Genomic DNA, 1,447 nt, shown 5'->3' with positions numbered 1-1,447 from the left:
CCCTTGGGGCTATCCACCCGGTGCTTCATCCAGTCCGTATAGTTCGGTCGGCGTCGGTGTTCGATAATAAATGACACCTGTCGACCAGTGCCCTTGCGGTGATCTGCAGCGGTCGGGTTGCGCATGCATTCGTGCTTTAAATCGCAGTGGCGACATTGCAAAAGACGTCCTTCGAAGTGCGCTTTGGGATTGCCGTATTCATCGGTTCTCGTACCCCGGAAGCTGATCTCCTGGCCTGCCGGGCAGCGACAGGTGAGATTCACTGGATCGAAGTTGAACTCACTAGCGGGGATGATCTTGGTGTGTGTTTAACCTTGGTGGCGCTTGCCGTATTTCGCTTTTTACTTGTTGAACTTCGGATCTCGACTACGGAAGCGGTTATCGGGGATGTAAGCATTGATCTGTTGTTCGTGTAGATACTTCATGTTGGCTTCGTTGGCAAAGCCTGTATCGGCTGTGACGACGGTGCCATCCGCATAGATATCTTCGGTAATCTTTAAACGTTGGTAGCGCTCTTTGACCCGTTCCAGAACCGGGGCTAATGTGTGGTGTTCCTGGCCTTCTCCGAAGGCTTGGGCATCAATGATGATCTGGTGTTTCTTGTCTACTGCGGCGACACCGTTATAGCCCTGGATGGTGCCCTTGGAGGTTGTCATCTTGGCGCTTTCGTTATCTGTGATATTGCTTTTCACTTCTTTGGGGCGTTTACCTTGGCCCGTGACCTACATGGATGTAGGGAATGCAGGTTTTGCAGGAGCATAAACCTGTCCTGGGCTTTGCGTCTTTAGGAAGGCATCGATCTTCTCCGCGGCCTGATCCAAGGCTTTCACCGTTTTCCCTACTCGGATCACCCGCTCCATCTCGGCTTCAGTTTCCGCCTCATCGTGCTTCTCATGCTCCCGCAAATGATGGCGAATCAAGCGTCGAAGTTTATCTCGCTTTTCTGCCAACTCGGTAAAAGTACCCGACCATTCCTTGGCCGCATTGGAGGACAGTTTGCAGTCATCGATAGCAAAGAGTTCATTACCTAACAGCCCTTGCTCATGACAAACCAATAACACCTTTTCGAAGAGACTTTCGATTTCATCGGCAAGGCCGCTGACAAAGCCAGCAATGGTTGTAAAGTGCGGCACGGTATCGCAGGACAATGCTTTGAATAGAATATTGGTCTCACAGCACCACTGAATCTCACGGCTGGAGGTGATGCCTTTGGAGTAGGCGAACAGAATAATCTTCAGCAGAATCGCCGGATCATAAGCCGGCCGCCCACCTTCGTCGTTTTTGTAGTTCGGATAAAAGACCGACAGGTCGAGCTTGTTGTCGATCAGATAGTGAACTGCGTATTCGAAAGTGCCGGGCTGGAGTTGGTCTTGATAATTGATGACCACCATGGAGTGCTGGTCATAGTTGTAGGGCTTAAACTTGGGCATGGCAACAGATCCTTGTT

3 protein-coding genes are annotated in these 1,447 nt (G+C 50.9%); all 3 read right to left on the bottom strand.

The window, feature by feature from the left end:
• On the bottom strand, window positions 1–263 hold a 263-nt coding region (locus BTA51_RS30745), incomplete at its 3' end, for a transposase (RefSeq protein ID WP_246841231.1).
• 78 nt (window positions 264–341) lie between these two features.
• Complete coding sequence (locus BTA51_RS30740; protein WP_246841230.1) at window positions 342–692, bottom strand: transposase; 351 nt, start codon at window positions 690–692, stop codon at window positions 342–344.
• Between the two features lie 30 nt (window positions 693–722).
• The coding region (locus BTA51_RS30735) for a transposase (protein ID WP_246841229.1) at window positions 723–1,447 on the bottom strand (725 nt) is incomplete at its 5' end.

The organism is Hahella sp. CCB-MM4 (genome assembly GCF_002260525.1).
Taxonomy (GTDB): domain Bacteria; phylum Pseudomonadota; class Gammaproteobacteria; order Pseudomonadales; family Oleiphilaceae; genus Hahella.
This window is presented reverse-complemented; position numbering and strand designations above follow the sequence as displayed.